The organism is Streptomyces sp. NPDC005141 (assembly GCF_053599975.1).
Genome location: NZ_JBSFYW010000003.1, coordinates 214,956 through 232,786, shown reverse-complemented (window position 1 = coordinate 232,786; position 17,831 = coordinate 214,956). Strand labels below are relative to the sequence as shown.

General features: G+C 70.2%; 16 protein-coding genes. 5 read left to right on the top strand and 11 right to left on the bottom strand.

The genetic code is table 11. The annotated features are described in order from the left end of the window. Positions 1–122 precede the first annotated feature (122 nt). From frc to ACWD68_RS03870, 4 genes are all read left to right on the top strand, one after another. Positions 123–1,355, top strand: coding sequence for a formyl-CoA transferase (frc, locus tag ACWD68_RS03885; protein ID WP_451804864.1), 1,233 nt, complete (start codon positions 123–125; stop codon positions 1,353–1,355). A 1-nt stretch (position 1,356) separates the two neighbouring features. Then, positions 1,357–3,504: an acetate--CoA ligase family protein gene (locus ACWD68_RS03880; protein ID WP_451804863.1), complete on the top strand. Its 2,148-nt coding sequence runs from the start codon at positions 1,357–1,359 to the stop codon at positions 3,502–3,504. Positions 3,505–3,627: 123 nt separating this feature from the next. Next, the gene (locus tag ACWD68_RS03875; RefSeq protein WP_451804862.1) at positions 3,628–5,016 is read left to right on the top strand and encodes an OFA family MFS transporter; all 1,389 of its coding nucleotides are present in this window, start codon (positions 3,628–3,630) and stop codon (positions 5,014–5,016) included. Continuing rightward, positions 5,016–5,153 (top strand): hypothetical protein, encoded by a 138-nt coding sequence (locus ACWD68_RS03870; RefSeq protein ID WP_451804861.1) that lies wholly within the window; start codon positions 5,016–5,018, stop codon positions 5,151–5,153. Before ACWD68_RS03875 ends, ACWD68_RS03870 begins: the two co-directional genes overlap by 1 nt. Before the next feature lie 157 nt (positions 5,154–5,310). Here ACWD68_RS03870 and ACWD68_RS03865 read toward each other — a convergent pair whose 3' ends face one another. The 11 genes from ACWD68_RS03865 to ACWD68_RS03815 form a co-directional block, all read right to left on the bottom strand. Next, positions 5,311–6,321, bottom strand: a complete 1,011-nt coding sequence (locus tag ACWD68_RS03865; RefSeq protein ID WP_451804860.1) for a sugar phosphate isomerase/epimerase family protein — start codon at positions 6,319–6,321, stop codon at positions 5,311–5,313. Between the two features lie 10 nt (positions 6,322–6,331). Further along, positions 6,332–7,627, bottom strand: coding sequence for a Gfo/Idh/MocA family protein (locus ACWD68_RS03860; RefSeq protein WP_451804859.1), 1,296 nt, complete (start codon positions 7,625–7,627; stop codon positions 6,332–6,334). Positions 7,628–7,709: 82 nt separating this feature from the next. Continuing rightward, on the bottom strand, positions 7,710–8,759 hold the full coding sequence (locus ACWD68_RS03855; RefSeq protein WP_451804858.1) for a substrate-binding domain-containing protein: 1,050 nt from the start codon (positions 8,757–8,759) through the stop codon (positions 7,710–7,712). 20 nt (positions 8,760–8,779) lie between these two features. Next, on the bottom strand, positions 8,780–9,799 hold the full coding sequence (locus ACWD68_RS03850) for an ABC transporter permease (RefSeq protein WP_451804857.1): 1,020 nt from the start codon (positions 9,797–9,799) through the stop codon (positions 8,780–8,782). After that, entirely contained in the window at positions 9,796–11,334 is a 1,539-nt protein-coding gene (locus ACWD68_RS03845) for a sugar ABC transporter ATP-binding protein (protein WP_451804856.1), read from the bottom strand. Before ACWD68_RS03845 ends, ACWD68_RS03850 begins: the two co-directional genes overlap by 4 nt. Before the next feature lie 117 nt (positions 11,335–11,451). Further along, on the bottom strand, positions 11,452–12,633 hold the full coding sequence (locus ACWD68_RS03840; RefSeq protein WP_451804855.1) for an ROK family protein: 1,182 nt from the start codon (positions 12,631–12,633) through the stop codon (positions 11,452–11,454). 147 nt (positions 12,634–12,780) lie between these two features. Further along, positions 12,781–12,981 (bottom strand): hypothetical protein, encoded by a 201-nt coding sequence (locus ACWD68_RS03835; protein WP_451804854.1) that lies wholly within the window; start codon positions 12,979–12,981, stop codon positions 12,781–12,783. A 50-nt stretch (positions 12,982–13,031) separates the two neighbouring features. Next, complete coding sequence (locus tag ACWD68_RS03830) at positions 13,032–13,706, bottom strand: GntR family transcriptional regulator (protein WP_451804853.1); 675 nt, start codon at positions 13,704–13,706, stop codon at positions 13,032–13,034. A 155-nt stretch (positions 13,707–13,861) separates the two neighbouring features. Continuing rightward, positions 13,862–14,809, bottom strand: a complete 948-nt coding sequence (locus tag ACWD68_RS03825) for a beta-ketoacyl-ACP synthase III (RefSeq protein ID WP_451804852.1) — start codon at positions 14,807–14,809, stop codon at positions 13,862–13,864. Positions 14,810–14,943: 134 nt separating this feature from the next. Then, on the bottom strand, positions 14,944–15,078 hold the full coding sequence (locus ACWD68_RS03820) for an MFS transporter small subunit (protein WP_266763888.1): 135 nt from the start codon (positions 15,076–15,078) through the stop codon (positions 14,944–14,946). Beyond that, a complete protein-coding gene (locus ACWD68_RS03815) occupies positions 15,047–16,378 on the bottom strand; it encodes an OFA family MFS transporter (protein WP_451804851.1) in 1,332 nt (443 codons plus the stop codon). The genes ACWD68_RS03820 and ACWD68_RS03815 overlap by 32 nt, the downstream gene beginning before the upstream one ends. Before the next feature lie 445 nt (positions 16,379–16,823). Here ACWD68_RS03815 and ACWD68_RS03810 point away from each other — a divergent pair, with 445 nt between their 5' ends. Beyond that, entirely contained in the window at positions 16,824–17,795 is a 972-nt protein-coding gene (locus ACWD68_RS03810) for a 2-dehydropantoate 2-reductase (protein ID WP_451804850.1), read from the top strand. The last annotated feature ends 36 nt before the right edge of the window (positions 17,796–17,831 follow it).

Below are 17,831 nucleotides of genomic sequence, written 5' to 3'. Positions count from 1 at the left end.
CACCCATCGGATGCGGGATAACAATCTTCATACAGTATTCGTCGACTGTATGCAATGTACGAACCTGGCTCACCGCCGGCGGCATCGGGGCGGCTCAAGGCAACGGACAAGTGAGGTGACCTGTGACGACCAAGGCTCTCGAAGGCATCCGCGTCCTGGACATGACGCACGTTCAGTCCGGGCCCTCGGCGACGCAGTTGATGGCATGGCTCGGCGCCGACGTGGTCAAACTCGAGGCGCCGTCCGGGGACATCACCCGCGCCCAGCTGCGGGACATCCCGGACGCCGACTCCCTCTACTTCACCATGCTCAACAGCAACAAGCGCAGCATCACCCTCAACACCAAGACGGAGCGCGGCAAGCAGCTCCTGACCGAGCTGATCCGCCGTTCGGACGTCATGGTGGAGAACTTCGGCCCCGGCGCGATCGACCGCATGGGTTTCACCTGGGACCGCATCCGCGAGATCAACCCGCGGATCGTCTATGCCTCCATCAAGGGCTTCGGGGAGGGTCCGTACACCAACTTCAAGGCGTACGAGGTGGTCGCGCAGGCCATGGGCGGTTCCATGGCCACCACCGGTTTCGAGGACGGGCCGCCGATGGCCACCGGCGCGCAGATCGGCGACTCCGGCACCGGCGTCCACGCCGTCGCCGCCATCCTCGCCGCGCTCCTCCAGCGCACCCGCACCGGGCGCGGACAACGTGTCAACGTCGCCATGCAGCACGCCGTCCTCAACCTCTGCCGGGTCAAGCTGCGCGACCAGCAGCGCCTCGCGCACGGACCGCTCGCCGAATACCCCAACGAGGACTTCGGCGACGAGGTGCCCCGCTCCGGCAACGCCTCCGGCGGCGGCCAGCCCGGCTGGGCCGTCAGGTGCGCGCCCGGCGGCCCCAACGACTACGTCTACGTCATCGTCCAGCCCACCGGCTGGAAACCGCTCACCCGGCTGATCGCCCGCCCCGAACTCGCCGACGACCCCGAGTGGGACACCCCGCAGGCCCGGCTGCCCAAGCTCGCCAAGATGTTCCAGCTCATCGAGGAGTGGACCAGCACCTTGCCCAAATGGCAGGTGCTGGAGAAACTCAACGCCGAGAACATCCCGTGCGGACCGATCCTGTCCACCAAGGAGATCATCGAGGACGCGTCGCTCGCCGCCGACGACATGGTCGTCGAGGTCGAGCACCCCGAACGCGGCTCCTATGTGACCGTCGGCAGTCCGCTCAAACTCTCCGACTCCCCCGTCGACATCACCGCCTCTCCCCTGCTGGGTGAGCACAACGAGGAGATCTACATCGGCGAACTCGGCCTCGGCGACGAGGAACTGCGGCTGCTCAGGTCGGGCGGGGTGATCTGAGGTGACGGACCAGGACCGGGTGGCGAGGGTGCGGGCGCTCCTCGACGGCGTACGGGGCGAGGGACGGACCGCGCTTACGGCGCCCGAGGGCAAGCTTCTCGCCGACGCCTACGGAATCGCCGTGCCCGGCGAGGAGACCGCCCGCGACCAGGACGAGGCGGTGGCCCACGCGGAGCGCTTCGGCGGCCCGGTGGTGATGAAGATCGTCTCCCCCGACATCCCGCACAAGACCGACGCCGGCGGTGTACTGGTCGGTGTCGAGGGCGCGGCGGACGTACGGGCCGCCTTCCGCTCGATCGTCGAGAACGCGCGGGCGTACGACATCCGCGCCCGGATCGACGGTGTGCAGGTCCAGGAACTGCTCCCGCCGGGGCAGGAGGTCATCGTCGGCGCGGTGACCGACCCGACGTTCGGCAAGGTCGTCGCCTTCGGACTGGGCGGTGTGCTCGTCGAGGTCCTCAAGGACGTCACCTTCCGGCTCGCGCCGGTGAACGCCGGCGAGGCACTGTCGATGCTGGACTCGATCCGCGCGGCGGAGATCCTGCGCGGGGTGCGCGGCGCGCCGCCGGTGGACCGGCCGGCGATCGCCGAGCAGATCCGGCGGGTCTCCGAACTCGTCACGGACTTCCCCGAGATCGCCGAGGTGGACCTCAACCCGGTGATCGCCACCCCGGAGGGCGCGGTCGCGGCCGACATCCGCGTGATCCTCGGCCCGAGCGCCCCGGCCGAGCGGCGCCGGTACTCCCGGGCGGAGATCCTGACCTCCATGGACCGGCTGATGCGGCCCTCCTCGATCGCCGTGATCGGCGCCTCCGACGTTCCGGGCAAGATCGGCCACGCGGTGCTGCGCAACCTCATCGACGGGGGCTTCGCGGGCGAGATCCATCCGGTGAACCCCCGGGCCGACGACATCCAGGGCCGCAAGGCCTACGCGAGCGTCGCGGACATACCCGGCGAGGTGGACGTCGCGGTCTTCGCGGTCCCCGCCCCCGCGGTGGCCCGGGTCCTGGAGGAGGTCGGGCGCAAGAACATCCCCAACGCGGTCCTGATCCCCTCCGGGTTCGCGGAGACCGGCGAACACGGGCTCCAGGACGAGATCGTGGCCATCGGCGAGCGGTACGGCGTCAGGCTGCTGGGCCCGAACATCTACGGCTACTACTCGACGTGGCAGGACGTGTGCGCCACCTTCTGCACGCCCTACGACGTGAAGGGCGGTGTCGCGCTCACCTCGCAGTCCGGTGGCATCGGCATGGCCGTCCTGGGGTTCGCGCGCACCACGAAGACGGGTGTCTCGGCGATCGTGGGGCTCGGCAACAAGGCGGACCTGGACGAGGACGACCTGCTCACCTGGTTCGGCGAGGACCCGCACACGAAGTGCATCGCGATGCACCTGGAGGACCTCAAGGACGGCCGCGCCTTCGTGGAGGCGGCCCGCGCCACGGTCCCGAGGAAGCCGGTCGTCGTCCTGAAGGCCGGCCGTACGGCCGCCGGCGCGCGGGCCGCCGGTTCGCACACCGGCGCTCTGGCGGGCGACGACGCCGTGTACGACGACATCCTGCGGCAGGCCGGTGTCATCAGGGCTCCCGGGCTGAACGACATGCTGGAGTACGCGCGCGCGTTGCCGGTGCTCCCGGCTCCGCGGGGCGACAACGTCGTGATCATCACGGGCGCGGGCGGCAGCGGCGTGCTGCTGTCCGACGCGGTGACCGACAACGGGCTGTCCCTGATGGAGATCCCGCCGGACCTCGACGCGTCCTTCAGGAAGTTCATCCCGCCCTTCGGTGCCGCGGGCAACCCGGTGGACATCACGGGTGGTGAGCCGCCGTCGACGTACGAGGCGACGATCCGGCTCGGTCTGGAGGACCCGCGCGTCCACGCGCTCGTCCTCGGCTACTGGCACACCGTCGTGACCCCTCCCATGGTCTTCGCCGAGCTCGCCGCGCGCGTGGTGGCCGAATTCCGCGAACGCGGCATCGAGAAGCCCGTGGTGGCGTCACTCGCGGGCGACGTCGAGGTCGAGGAGGCCTGCCAGTACCTGTACGAGCGGGGGGTCGTGGCCTACCCGTACACGACCGAGAAGCCGGTGGCCGTGCTCGGCGCGAAGTACCGCTGGGCGCGGGCGGCAGGGATGTTGGGGGGCCGTTCATGACATGAGTGTGCGCGGGGGCGGCCGACGGTGCGCGTCGGCCGCCCCCGGGACCCGCGGGCGCACGAAAGGCATTTGGCAGGGGGCGCTGACCAGATCTTTCGACGCAAGGGGTGCTAGAGCGACATGACAACCACCGACTACTCGACTCCCGTCCCCTATCAAGAGGTGACGGACCACAACGGCCGCGTGTATCGCATCGGTGAGTCCGATGTCGACATCATGGGGCGCAAACGCGCGTGGATGGTCTTCCTGCCCTGGGCGGGCATGATGGGCATCAGTTCCGCCGAGTACGCGTTCACGTCGGCGGAGGACACGCTCCACGAGGCTCACCTGTGGAGCAGCGGACACATCTTCTGGCTGATGGGCGTCTGGGTGTTCTTCCAGGCGGCCGTGGCCTTCCCGGCCGGGCAACTGCGCGAGAGCGGCAGGCTCCCGGCCCGTACGGCGATGCTGCTGGGCGCGCTGGGCACCCTGCTCGGCTATGTGTCCCTGGCGTTCGCGCCGAATGTGGCGGTCGCCTATCTCGGCTTCGGCATGTGCAGCGGTATCGGCGCGGGTCTCGTCTACGCGACCAGCGTGAACATGGTCGGCAAGTGGTATCCGGAGCGCAAGGGAGGCAAGACGGGCTTCGTCAACGGCGGTTTCGCCTACGGGTCCGTGCCCTTCGTCTTCCTGTTCACCTCGTACATGGATCTGAGCAACTACCGGGGCGTCCTGGTGAGTGTCGGTCTGCTCTGCTGTGCGGTGGTCGCGGTGGCCGGCTGGTTCTTCAAGGACCCGCCGAAGGGCTGGTGGCCGGCGAACGTGGATCCGCTGAAGGTGTCGGACGACCCGAAGGTCCGGCGGGCTTTGGAGAAGAACCCGCCGGCGGTGAAGCAGTACACCCCCAAGGAGGCCTCGCGTACCCCTGTTCTCTGGATGATGTGGTTCTGTCTGCTGTGCACGGCCGGGATCAACATCTTCGGCATCGCCTTCCAGGTCCCGTTCGGCAAGGACATGGGCTTCGCGGGCGGGATCGTGGCCACGGCGATGTCCCTGAAGGCCATCGTCAACGGCACCGGGCGCGGTGTCATCGGCTGGATATCCGACCGGTTCGGACGGCGCCACACCCTGATCATCGTGTGTCTGGTGCTGGGCACGGCGCAGTTCGGCGTCCTGGTATCCGGCCAGATGGGCAGCATGCCGTTCTTCCTGTTCTGCTCCATGGTCTCGGGCTTCGGCGGCGGCGCGATCTTCCCGCTGTTCGCGGCCATGACGGCCGACTACTTCGGTGAGAACAACAACGCCTCCAACTACGGGATGGTCTACAGCTCGAAGCTGATCTCGGGCCTCCTCGGCTCCGGCATGGGCGCGGTCGTCGTCGGCGCATGGGACTACCAGGGCGCGTTCGTGCTCGCCGGGTCCATCGGTCTGGCGTCCGCCGTGCTGGCCCTGTTCCTCAAGGCACCGGGCCGGCCGCAGGCCCGGACCATCGTTCCCAATCCGCATCCGCTCGGCGAGGAGATGGCTTGATGACGGCGGAACCCGTCGCGGCGAAGGACGACCCCGGCGGCATCTCCATGGTGGCGGCCGTGATCGCCCCGCAGCTGCGGCAGCCGGGACGCACCACGGCCCGGACCTCGACGCCGCGGCCGCAACCGGTCGGCTGAGCGCCCACGGGCCACCCCGCACGAGGGTGGCCCGTGGCCGGCCGCACAAGGGTGTCGCCGGACGGCACACATGAGGGTGGCCCTCCCCGCCGACTCGCGGGGGAGGGCCACCCTCATGTGTGCCGTGGAGCGGGCGGGACCTTGCGGGGCACTACACCTAGGGCCGGTCGTTGCCGCCGAATGCCGCGTCGAACGATGCCGACGGGGGCTCGAAGTCGTACGCCTTGAGGCGGGTCAGGGCCTCGGGTGCGCCCTGGAGCCGGTCCATACCGGCGTCCTCCCATTCGACCGAGACGGGCCCCGCGTAGTCGATGGAACGCAGCATGCGGAACACGTCCTCCCAGGGGACATCGCCGTGGCCCGCGGAGACGAAGTCCCAGCCCCGGCGCGGGTCGCCCCAGGGCAGGTGGGAACCGAGCCGGCCGTTGCGTCCGTCGAGACGCTTGCGGGCCTCCTTGCAGTCGACGTGGTAGATCCGGTCGCGGAAGTCGTAGAGGAAGCCGACCGGGTCGAGGTCCTGCCAGACGAAGTGCGACGGATCGAAGTTGAGGCCGAAGGCCGGACGGTGGCCGACCGCCTCCAGGGCCTTGTGTGTTGTCCAGTAGTCGTAGGCGATCTCGCTCGGGTGGACCTCGTGCGCGAACCGGACCCCCTCGGCGTCGAATACGTCCAGGATCGGGTTCCAGCGGTTGGCGAAGTCCTCGTAGCCCCGCTCGATCATCGATTCGGGGGCGGGCGGGAACATCGCGACGAGGTGCCAGATCGCCGAGCCGGTGAATCCGATGACGGTGTCGACGCCGAAGGCCGCCGCCGCGCGCGCGGTGTCGGCGATCTCGGCGGCGGCCCGCTTGCGCACGCCCTCGGCCTCGCCGTGGCCCCAGATGCGGGCGGGCAGGATGGCCCGGTGGCGTTCGTCGATGATGGCGTCGCAGACGGCCTGGCCGACCAGATGGTTGGAGATGGCCCAGCACTTGAGGCCGTACTTGTCGAGAAGCGCGCGTCGCGAATCGACGTACGACGGGTCGTCGAGCGCCTTGTCGACCTCGAAGTGGTCGCCCCAGCAGGCGAGTTCGAGTCCGTCGTAGCCGAAGTCACGGGCCAGACGGCAGACCTCTTCGAGGGGCAGATCGGCCCACTGGCCGGTGAAGAGAGTGAAGTTGCGCGGCATTCCGGCCTCCTCAGACCGCTACGGGTGTGTACAGGGAGTTCTTCTCGGCGCTCTCCTCGACCGCCGCGAGGACGCGCTGCACCTGCAGGCCGTCGGCGAAGGACGGCGTGGGCGGGCGGCCGGCCGCGATGGCCTGGACGAGGTCGCGGGCCTGGTGCACGAAGGTGTGCTCGTAGCCGAGGCCGTGTCCCGGCGGCCACCAGGCGTCGAGGTAGGGGTGGTCGGGCTCGGTGACGAGGATGCGGCGGAAGCCCGCGTGGGTGGCGGGCTCGGTGTGGTCGTGGTACTCGAGTTCGTTGAGGCGCTCCAGGTCGAAGGCCAACGAGCCGCGTTCGCCGTTGAGTTCGATGCGCAGGGAGTTCTTGCGTCCGGTGGCGAAGCGGGATGCCTCGAAGGAGGCGAGGGCTCCGGAGGCGAAGCGGGCGGTGAACAGGGCCGCGTCGTCGACGGTGACGGCGCCCGAACGGGAGCCCGGAACGGCGTCGGAACCCGATCCGGAACCCGATCCCGATCCCGATCCGGAGGACGGAACGGAACCCGTGCCGGCCGCCGGTGCGCCCGTCTGCGGTACGGCCGACAGCCCACTGGACGCCCGCAGGGGCAGGGGCCGTCGGCGTACGAAGGTCTCGGTGAGGGCTGAGACCCCGCCGAGCGGCTCCCCCGCCAGATGCTGCGCGAGGTCGACGATGTGGGCCCCGAGGTCGCCGAGGGCGCCGGAACCGGCCGTCTCCTTGCGGAGCCTCCAGGTGAGCGGGAACTCCGGGTCCACCAGCCAGTCCTGAAGGTACGTCACCCGCACGTGCCGCAGGGCTCCCAGGCGGCCCTCGGCGACCATGGAGCGGGCGAGGGCCGTGGCGGGGAGCCGGCGGTAGTTGAAGCCCACCATGGACATCTGGCCGCGTCCGATGGCGGCGGCGGCCGCCGCCGCCATCACCTCGGCCTCGTCGACGGTGTTCGCCAGGGGCTTCTCGCACAGCACGTGCTTGCCCGCGGCCAGCGCGGCGACGGCGATCTCGGCGTGGCTGTCCCCGGGCGTGCAGATGTCGACGACGTCGACGTCGTCCCGGGCGATCAGCGCACGCCAGTCGGTCTCGGCAGCTCCCCAGCCCTGCCGGTCCGCCATCGCCCGCACGGCCTGTCCGTCCCGGCCGCAGACGGCGGCGAGGACCGGGCGGCGCGGCAGGTCGAAGACGCGGCCAACGGTGCGCCAGCCCTGTGAGTGGGCGGCGCCCATGAACGCGTAGCCGACCATGCCCACGCCCAATGGCGGCTTGGCGGCCTCGTCGCCCTGGTGCGGCTGTCCCATGCGGATGTCCTCCTCGTCGTCGTGGCGCGGTGGGGGCGGGGCCCCGGTCCCCCGGACGGGGCCCCCGTGGCGGCAGGGCGCATCACTTGAAGCCGGTGGCCATGTACTGCTCGACGTTGTCCTTGTCGACGACGGCCGAGAAGAGCGTGAGCGAAGCGGGGATCTCGAACTCGGCGAGACCGCCGATGCCCTTGCCCTGCCCGAGGGTGCGGGCGAGGTCGATGGCGGACGCGGCCATGGTCGGCGGGTAGAGGACGGTGGCCTTCAGGACGCTGTCGTCGGCGTCGATGGCCTGGAAGGCGGAGAGCGCTCCGGCCCCGCCGACCATCAGGAAGTCGTCACGCCCGGCCTGCTCGATGGCCCGCAGCGCTCCCACACCCTGGTCGTCGTCGTGATTCCACAGCGCGTCGAACTTCGGCTGCGCCTGGAGGAGTTGGGACATCTTGGCCTGGCCGGACTCGACGGTGAACTCGGCCGCCTGGCGGGCGACCTTCTTGATGTTCGGGTAGTTCTTCAGGGCCGCGTCGAAGCCCTGGGTGCGCTGCTTGGTGAGTTCCAGGTTGTCGAGCCCGGCGAGCTCGATGACCCGGGCGCCCGCCTTGCCCTTGAGCTTCTCGCCGATGTAGTGACCGGCGCTGAGACCCATGCCGTAGTTGTCGCCGCCGATCCAGCAGCGGTACGCCTGGGGCGAGTTGAAGATCCGGTCGAGGTTGATGACGGGGATGCCCGCGCGCATGGCCTTGAGACCGACCTGGGTGAGGGCCTTGCCGTCGGCCGGCAGCACGACCAGGACGTCGACCTTCTTGTTGATCAGTGTTTCGATCTGGCCGATCTGCGCGGCGGTGTCGTTGGAGCCCTCGGTGATCTCCAGGCTGACGTCCGAGTACTTCTTCGCGCGGTTCTTGGCGTTGTCGTTGATGGCGTTGAGCCAGCCGTGGTCGGCCTGCGGTCCGGCGAAGCCGATGGTGACGTGCTTGCCGGGCTTGTCGTCGGCGGCCGGCTGGTCGTTCGCGGCCGGCTTGTCGTCCTTGGTGTCGTTGCTGGTACATCCGACGAGGAGAGCGCCGGCCGAGACGGCGGCGGTCCCGAAGAGCAGTCCTCTGCGACTGGTCAGGCTCATGGGTTCTGGCATGGCGGTGGACCCTTCCCGTGTCAGGTCGTGCTTGCTGTGCGCCGCTGGACCAGGACCGCGGCGACGATGATCGCGCCCTTGGCGATCTGCTGGACGTCGCTCTGGAGGTTGTTCAGCGCGAAGATGTCGGTGATCGTCGTGAAGATCAGGACGCCGAGCACCGAGCCGGTGATGGTGCCGCGGCCCCCGCTGAGCAGGGTGCCGCCGATGATCGCCGCCGCGATGGCGTCGAGTTCGTAGAGGTTTCCGTTGGTGTTCTGGCCGGAGCCGGACAGGATGATCAGCAGGAAGGCGGCGATGCCGCAGCACAGTCCGGAGAGCAGATAGAGATACAGCCGCTGACGTCGTACGTCGATGCCGGCGAGCCGTGCCGCCTCCGCGTTGCCGCCCACGGCGACCGTGCGCCGGCCGAAAGTGGTGCGGTTGAGCACCAGCCAGCCGATGACGGTGACCACGGCGAAGACCAGGACCAGCGGTGGGACGCCGAGGACGTAGGAGTCACGCTCGCCGAGCGCGAGGATGCCGTCGACCGAGACGATCTGCGTCCTGCCGTCGGTGATCTGGAGGGCGAGGCCGCGCGCCGAGGCGAGCATGGCGAGCGTCGCGATGAAGGGGACCATCCCGCCGTACGCGATGAGCAGCCCGTTGACCAGGCCGCAGGCCAGCCCGACGAGCACCGCGGTGAAGAGGATGCCCGCGAAGCCGTACTCCTGGGTGGCGACCGTGGTGGCCCAGACCGAGGAGAGCGCGACGATCGCGCCGACCGACAGGTCGATGCCGCCCGAGGTGATGACGAAGGTCATGCCGACGGTCACGACGCCGATCACCGACGCCTGGGTGAGGACGAGTTGGAGGTTGCGGGTGTCGAGGAACTCGTCGGGCCTGGTGACACCGCCGATGACGATCAGGGCGGCGAGGACGCCGAGGAGCGAGAGGGTGCGGACGTCGGCACGGGCCACGACGGTGCGCCACGCGGGGAGTTCACCCGTCGAAGGCACCTTGTCGGTGCCGTCCCGGGGCGGGGACACATGCTGCGTCATGACGCCGGGCTCCCTTCACTGGCCACGGGGCTTCCTTCCATCACGAGGTCGAGTACGCGGTGTTCGTCGAGCTCCCGGGCGGGTGCCGTGTGCACGACGCGCCCCTCGCGAAGCACCAGGACACGGTCGGCGAGCCCGAGCACCTCGGGCACTTCGCTGGAGACCAGCAGCACGGCGAGCCCCTCGTCGGCGAGCCGGCGGATCACCGCGTACAGCTCGGCGCGGGCTCCGACGTCGACGCCGCGGGTGGGCTCGTCGAGGAGCAGGACGCGGCAGCCGCGCAGCAGCCAGCGGGCCAGCACGGCCTTCTGCTGGTTCCCGCCGGACAGGGTCCTGACCGGCACCGCGGGGTTGTCGGGGCGCAGGGAGAGCTCACGGGTGGCCGCCCGTGCCGCGCCGCGTTCGGCCCGCCGGTCGATCCAGCCCCCGTGCGCGTAGCGGGACATGGAGGACACGGAGACATTGCGGGTGACCGACTCCAGCATCAGCAGGGCCTGCGCCTTGCGCTCCTCGGGAGCCAGTCCGAGTCCGGCGCGCACGGCGGCACGCACGCTGCCCGTGCGCAACGGCTTCCCGTTCACGCTGACCCGGCCGGTGGTCGGTCTGCGCGCCCCGTAGATCGTCTCCAGGATCTCGGAGCGGCCGGAGCCGACGAGTCCGGCCAGACCGACTATCTCACCCGGGCGCAGTTCCAGGTCGAGCGGAGCGAACTCCCCTTGCCGGGAGAGGCCTTGGACGGTGAGGACGGGGTCACCCGGTGGCCGCGCGCTGGGCCGGTCGGGGAAGACGTACTCGACGTTGCGCCCCGTCATCAGTGCCACGACCTCGCGGGTCGGTGTCGACCTGGCGGGCAGTCCGCCGGCCACCGCACGCCCGTCCTTGAGCACGGTGACACGGTCACCGATGCGGCGGATCTCCTCCAGGCGGTGCGAGATGTAGACGACCGCGACACCGTCCGCGGTCAGGTCGCCGACGATGCGGAAGAGGTTGTCGACCTCGTCGGGGTCGAGGGCGGCCGACGGTTCGTCCATGACGATGAGCCGTACGTCGTGGGAGAGCGCCCGTGCCATGGAGACGATCTGCTGCTGGGCGGCCGACAGCTCTCCGACGAGCCGCGCCGGATCGATCTCGGGATGTCCGAGCCGCTTGAGCAGCAGGGCGGTCGCCGCCCTGGCGGCCTTGCCCCGTACGACGAATCCGGCGGCGGTGGGTTCATGTCCGAGGTGGACGTTCTCGGCGACCGACAGCCCTTCCACCAGGTCGAGTTCCTGGTAGATGGTGGCGATGCCGAGGCGCATGGCGGCGATCGGGGACTTGAGGGTGACGGGCTCGCCGCGCCAGTCGATGGTTCCGTCGTCGGGCTGGTGGGCGCCGGCCAGGACTTTGATGAGGGTGGACTTCCCGGCGCCGTTCTGGCCCAGCAGGCAGTGCACTTCGCCGGCCTGGACGTCGAGGTCGACGCCGTCGAGGGCCCGGACTCCGGGGAACGACTTGGTGATGCCGGACATGGTGAGCAGCGGTGGTTCTGGTGCCATGACGGTTCCCTCTGGCAGGCGTGCGGGCCGGTTGCCGGGCGGTGCGCGTGCGGAGCGGGCGGTTTCGGGCACGGCGGAGCGGGACGCGGCGCCGGTGGTCCGATTCCTGGAGGTGGCTTACGCGGGCGAGAACAGGTGGTCGCTGATCAGCCGGGCCCCGCCGATGACTCCGGCGGTCGGGCCCAACTCCCCGAGGACGATGGGCAGATTGCCGGTCGCGAGCGGAAGCGACTGGCGGTAGACCTGGGTGCGGATCGCGGCGAGCAGGGTGTGGCCGAGACCCGTCACCCCACCGCCGATCACCACCAGGCCGGGATTGAAGAAGCTGACGAGTGCGGCGATGACCTGGCCGGTGCGGTTGCCGCCCTCCCGGATCAGATCGAGCGCGGTGGCGTCGCCCGCCGCGGCGGCCGCGGCGACGTCGACGGCGCTCAGCCCGCCGTTCGTCTCCAGCCGCGAGGCGAGTTCGGCCGACAGTCCCTGCCGGGCGGCCTCCACGGCGTCACGCGCGAGCGCGGCGCCGCTGAAGTGGGCCTCCAGGCAACCCCGGTTGCCGCAGGCGCACGGCCGCCCGTCGGGCACCGCCTGGATGTGCCCGATGTCGCCGGCGCTGCCCGTCGCACCGCGATGGACCTCACCGCCGACGACGATGCCGCAGCCGATGCCGGTGCCGATCTTGACGCAGAGGAAGTCGCCCACGGAGCGGGCGACGCCCGCGTGCTGCTCCCCCATCGCCATCAGGTTCACATCGTTGTCGACCATGACCGGACAGCCGAGTTCCTGGCTGAGCGCCTCGCGGACCGGGAAGCCGTCCCAGCCGGGCATGATCGGCGGGGCGACCGGGACACCCTCGGGGAAGCGGACGGGACCCGGAACGCCGATGCCGGCGCCGTCGAACCCCTCCGCGAACCCCGATGCTTTCAACTTCGCCGCCATGGCCAGCACTTGCTCGGACACCGCGACCGGGCCCTCGCGTACGTCCATGGGCTGGTTGATGTGCCCGAGGATCTCCAGCTCCGCGTTGGTCACGGCCACGTCGATCGAGGTCGCGCCGATGTCGACGCCGAGGAAGCGCAGCGCCGGTGCCAGCCGGACGTTGTGCGAGCGGCGTCCGCCCCGCGAGGCGGCGAGTCCGTCGGCCACCACGAGCCCTGTCTCCAGCAGCCGGTCCACCTCGACGGCCAGTTTCGACCGCGAGAGGTCGATCTGATCACCGAGCTGGGCACGGGAGTTGGGGCCACCGTCACGCAACAGCCGCAGCAGTCTGGCCTGATGAGCGTTCGCGGGTCGTGCCGTCATTCGTCTCACGAGCCCCTCCCGCCTCGACCGGCCGGCGTCCGTCAGGTTCCGGCCAACCTCACCGGCCCTGCATTCGAGGGGAACGTAGCAGTGGCTGCCGGGAGTTGGAAGAAGTCATGCAGAAATTCCCACCGACTTTTCCCACTCTCAGGACAAAGGGAGATGGGCGCTGCTGATCTTCGTGGTGCTGTTCTGGATGTACGGCGCGTACGCGTACCTCACCTCCCGCGCGGTCGCGGTAGCCGTCGCGGCGGCCACCGGCTGCGCGGCGTGCGTCAGTCGGCGGTCGCCGAACTTCTCGCACTGGTCGCGGTGCTGGGGTGCTCGGCGCGGAGGCCCGCTGGTCACCGTGCCGCCCGGCCACGCGACCGGGCCCGGACCCGGTTTCCGTCGGCTGACTACTTCTCGCGCTCGTGGTACATCTTCCGCGTGTGCTCCGTGTGGGCCCGCATGACCGCGGTGGCGCGCTGTTCGTCGCGATCCGCTATCGCGGCGATCAGTTCGCGGTGTTCGATCCAGGACTGCCGCCCGCGCTGCCTGGCCACCGGCGTGTAGTACCAGCGGACCCGGCGGTCGACCTGTGCGGCGAGCTCGGCGAGGACCTTGTTGCCGGCGAGGTCCATCACCTTGGCGTGCAGCCGCGCGTTCATCGCGACCGCGCCGTCCACGTCGTCGGCGGCGACGGCCCGCTCGCCCTCCGCGCACAGGTCCTCGAGCGCGGTGATGGCGGCGGTGCCCGCGTTGGCGGCGGCGAGCCGGGCGGCCTCGGCCTCCAGGAGCGTACGGACCGTGAGGAGCTGGTCGGCCTCCTCCTCGGTCGGCTCGTGCACGAACGCGCCCTGGGCGGGCCGCAGATCGACCCAGCCCTCGGTGCTCAGCCGCTGGAGGGCCTCACGCACGGGCTGCCTGGACACCCCGAGGTGACCGGCGAGTTCGCTCTCGACGAGATGCTGGCCCGGCTGGAGGGCGCGGGTGGTGATGAGTTCCAGCAGCGCCTCGTAGACGCGGTCGCGCAGCGGACCGGGCCGCTCGAGCTTGGGTACCGCTCCCTGAGGCAAGCCTGTCGACAACATCACGGTCCCTCCTGGGCAGCGCCGTCGCCGCGATAGGAAAGTCGATTATCAATTGTCTTTCGCCTACAGTCTACGGCGCACAAACGCCGACAGGCACGGGAGTTGGGCTTGTCACACCCAGGTGCGCAAGGGCCGGACGAGCAGCTCAGGCCGCCTCACGGACAGCGGACGACCTGCCCCGCGTAGGACAGGTTGCCGCCGAAGCCGAACAGCAGGACGGGATCGCCGGTGGAGATCTCGCCACGCTCGACGAGCTTGGAGAAGGCCAGCGGGATGCTCGCGGCGGAGGTGTTCCCGGACTCGACGACATCCCGCGCGACGACGGCGTTGACCGCGCCGATCTTCAGGGCGAGGGGCTCGATGATGCGCAGGTTGGCCTGGTGCAGGACGACTCCGGCGAGGTCCTCGGGCGCGAGGCCGGCCCGCTCGCAGGCCTTCCGGGCGATCGGCGGGAGCTGTGTGGTGGCCCACCGGTAGACGCTCTGCCCCTCCTGCGCGAACCGCGAGGGAGTGCCCTCGATGCGGACGGCGTGCCCCATCTCGGGCACCGAGCCCCACAGCACCGGCCCGATGCCGGGCTCCTCGCCCTCGGGACAGGCCTCGACGACGGCGGCCCCCGCGCCGTCCCCGACGAGGACGCAGGTCGTGCGGTCGGTCCAGTCCGTCACGTCGGTCATCTTGTCGGCGCCGATGACCAGCACCCGGGTCGCGGCACCGGCGCGCACGGCGTGGTCGGCGGTGGCGAGGGCGTGGGTGAAGCCGGCGCAGACGACGTTGACGTCCATGGCGGCCGGCGAGGGGATGCCGAGACGGGCGGAGACCCGGGCGGCCATGTTCGGGGAGCGGTCGACGGCCGTGGAGGTGGCGACGAGCACCAGGTCGATGTCGCCCGGAGCCAGGCCGGCCGCGGCGAGCGCCTTGGCGGCGGCGTGCGCGGCGAGCTCGTCGACGGGTTCGTCGGGCCCGGCGATGTGGCGCGTCCGGATACCCACCCGGCTCGTGATCCACTCGTCACTGGTGTCGACCAGGCCCGCCAGATCCTCGTTGGTGAGTACCTTGGCGGGCTGGTAATGGCCGACGGCGGCGATCCGTGAGCCGTTCATGAGTGGTCCCCCTCGTGCTTGGTAGCGGGATCCACCAGTCTGATCAATGACTCACCGGTACGACGGCAGGTGATGCCACAGGATTGCGACGCCAGGCTTGTCGGCTTCTGTCAGACTCTCGGACGCCCGAACACCTACCCCGAGAACAGTTGTGTCGCCTTCTGGACGAGCTCGTAGAGGCCGTAGCACAGGGGTGCGCCCACCCACAGCCAGGCGAAGGCGATCAGCGGTCGCCTGTCAGGCGGACTCGGGCTGCTGTCGTGCGACATCGGCGGCCTCCCTCGGTGCGGGGATGTGGTGGCGGGTGTGGACGGGCCGTACGAACTCGTTCGCGACGAAGCCGACGGCGAGCAGCCCGATCATGATCAGGAACGACAGTCCGTACAGGGAGGAACCGTGTTTGCCGGCCGCCTCCTGGTGGTCCGCGATCCAGTTGACGATCAGCGGGCCGAGGACGCCGGCGGTGGACCAGGCGGTGAGCAGCCGGCCGTGGATGGCGCCCACCTGGTAGGTGCCGAACAGGTCCTTCAGATACGCCGGGATCGTGGCGAAGCCTCCGCCGTAGAAGGAGAGGATCACCAGTGCGGCGAGGATGAACAGCGGCTTGGAGGAGTCCCCGAACCATGCGATGACCGCGTACATCAGCGCGCCGGCCCCGAGGTAGACGCGGTAGATGTTCTTGCGTCCGATCAGGTCGGAGGTCGAGGACCAGCCGATCCGGCCCGCCATGTTGGCCGCGGAGAGCAGGGCGACGAACCCGGCGGCGGCGGAGACGGAGACCGGTGTGGAGGAGTCCGCGAAGAAGTCCGTGATCATCGGGGCGGCCTTCTCCAGAATGCCGATGCCCGCGGTCACGTTCATGCAGAGCACGATCCACAGACACCAGAACTGCGGAGTGCGTACGGCGCTCCGCGCGGAGACCTGCACCCCGTCGAGCGCGCTCGGCCCGGACATGGACGGCTTCTCACCGCGGGGCACGCGCACCAGCAGCACACCGAGCGTCATGAACACGGCATACGTCAGCCCGTGCACGAGGAAGGCGAGCGCGATCCCGGAGGAGTCGGAACCGAACGACTTCAGCATCTGGGCGGACCAGGGCGAGGCGATCAGCGCGCCGCCGCCGAAACCCATGATCGCGATGCCGGTGGCCATGCCGGGCCTGTCCGGGAACCACTTGATCAGGGTGGAGACGGGTGAGATGTAGCCGATGCCGAGGCCGGTCCCGCCGACGAAGCCGTAGCCGAACACGATCAGCCAGTACTGCTCGGTGGCGGCGCCCAGCGCGGCGATGAGGAAGCCGGAGGAGAAGCAGACGAGGGCGACGGTCATCGCCCAGCGCGGGCCGTTGCGCTCGACGAGCGTGCCGCCGAACGCGGCCGAAAGACCGAGCATCACGATGCCGAGCTGGAAGGGCAGCGCGCTCTGGGTTCCGCTGAGACCGAGCGCGGATTCGAGCGGCGGCTTGAAGACGCTCCAGGCGTAGGCCTGGCCGATGGAGAGATGGACCGACAGGGCGGCCGGCGGGACGAGCCAGCGGCTCCAACCGGGCGGTGCGACGGGAGGGCTCATGATCCGGAACGATAGGAAGCGGTTGCTCGACTGTGAACCCACGCGACGCGAACTGGTCGGCCGTATGCGACGAGCGGTCCCCCTGACGCGACGAACGGTCACCGGAGCCGACCCTGCGACGATCTCGGAGCCGACCCGACGGCCCGGCCCCTCGGGCGCCGTACGAAGCGCCGGGCCGCCTCGCCCGCGCGCACGTCAGACCTGCGCCCGAAGCCCCGGCACCGTCTCCGGCGCGCCTTTCGAAATGGCGTCCGCGAGCCGGAGGGCGGCCCCGGACAGCCCCGGACGGCCCCGGACGGCCCCGGACGGCCAACGAGTGCTCCACGAAACCCCGTCGGGCCGCTGTCCCGGCCCTTGCCCCCGCCCCATTCCATCCTGTAGACAATATTTCGTCGACAGAGTTCGGAAGTTCCTCGGTACCCTCGACCGAACGGAGCGCCACACAGTGAGAGTCGCAGTTCTCGGCGCCGGTGCGATCGGCGCCTACGTCGGCGCCGCGCTGCACCGCGCCGGCGCCGACGTGCATCTCGTGGCCCGTGGACCGCATCTCGCGGCCATGAGGCAGCACGGCGTCCAAGTCCTCAGCCCGCGCGGGGACTTCACCGCGCGGGCCCACGCCACCGACGACCCGGCCGACATCGGTCCGGTCGACTACGTCTTCCTGGGCCTGAAAGCCAACTCGTACGCGGCGTGCGGGCCGCTGATCGAGCCACTGCTGCACGACGGCACGGCGGTGATCGCCGCCCAGAACGGCATCCCCTGGTGGTACTTCCACCGGCACGGCGGCCCCTACGACGGCCACCGGGTGGAGAGCGTGGACCCGGGTGGCGCGGTCAGCGCGGTGCTGGCGCCGGAGCGGGCCATCGGGTGCGTCGTGTACGCCGCCACCGAGCTGGAGGGGCCGGGGGTCGTACGCCACCTCGAAGGCACCCGGTTCTCCATCGGCGAGCCCGACCGGTCCGTTTCGGCGCGCTGCCGGGCGTTCGGCGACGCCATGCGGGAGGGCGGGCTGAAGTGCCCGGTCGAGCCGGACCTGCGCAACGACATCTGGCTCAAACTGCTCGGCAACATCTCCTTCAACCCGATCAGCGCACTGGCCCGGGCCACGATGCGGCAGATGTGCCTGCACGGAGGAACGCGCAAGGTCATCGAGATCATGATGACCGAGACGCTGAGCGTCGCCGAGGCCCTCGGCTGCGAGGTGGGCGTGTCCATCGAGCGGCGTCTCGCGGGTGCCGAGCGTGTCGGCGACCACCGCACCTCCACGCTCCAGGACCTGGAGCGCGGCAAGCCGCTGGAACTCGACGTGCTGCTCGCGGCCGTCGTGGAGCTTGCGGAGATCACCGGAGTGCCTGTGCCGACGCTGCGGACCGTGCACGCCATCTCGGACCTGCTCGCGCTGCGGACGGCGGCATGAGCGCGGAGCGGGCCACCGGCCGAGGCGGCATGCGGC